Origin of the sequence: Arsenophonus sp. ENCA, assembly GCF_002287155.1 — a bacterium.
Taxonomy (GTDB): Bacteria; Pseudomonadota; Gammaproteobacteria; order Enterobacterales; family Enterobacteriaceae; genus Arsenophonus; species Arsenophonus nilaparvatae.
Genome location: NZ_NHNG01000511.1, coordinates 1 through 510, shown reverse-complemented (window position 1 = coordinate 510; position 510 = coordinate 1). Strand labels below are relative to the sequence as shown.

Annotated in this window: 1 protein-coding gene and 1 pseudogene; one reads left to right on the top strand and one right to left on the bottom strand. The window is 39.0% G+C overall.

Translation table 11 applies throughout. The annotated features are described in order from the left end of the window. Positions 1-212 (top strand): annotated as a pseudogene (locus tag CBG25_RS13390) (hypothetical protein); the annotation flags it as partial. Here the strand turns inward: CBG25_RS13390 and CBG25_RS13385 are convergent. Continuing rightward, positions 195-386, bottom strand: a complete 192-nt coding sequence (locus tag CBG25_RS13385) for a hypothetical protein (protein ID WP_290607228.1) — start codon at positions 384-386, stop codon at positions 195-197. The pseudogene CBG25_RS13390 and the gene CBG25_RS13385 overlap by 18 nt on opposite strands. Positions 387-510 lie beyond the last annotated feature (124 nt).

Below are 510 nucleotides of genomic sequence, written 5' to 3'. Positions count from 1 at the left end.
ATCGAGAAGTTAAACAAAATTGTGGTATTGAACGCTGTCAGGCTCGCACGAGCCGAGCGCAAAGAAATCATATTTTTCTCGCTATTTCTGCGTGGTTTGAACAACATAAACGTCGTATATCTGAAAAAATAACCCTTTATCAACAAAATTGGGACGTAATCAAAAATGCTATTGCTGAGCACATCCGTGTTTTATTAGCGTACCCAAATTAGTTTTGTGCGAAACTCGTGATAGCGATAAAGCGTATTCTTGCTGACAGAAACACCATGCTTCAAACGTAGCCTTCCACTGATAACTTCTGGCGAGGTATGTAAAGCAAGCTCCTTACGGATAAAATCCTGCGTTTGCGGGGTTTGTTGATTAAATGCATCTCGTGTAGATTTCACGAGTTTCGCACAAAACTAATTTGGGTACGCTAATAAAACACGGATGTGCTCAGCAATAGCATTTTTGATTACGTCCCAATTTTGTTGATAAAGGGTTATTTTTTCAGATATACGACGTTTATGT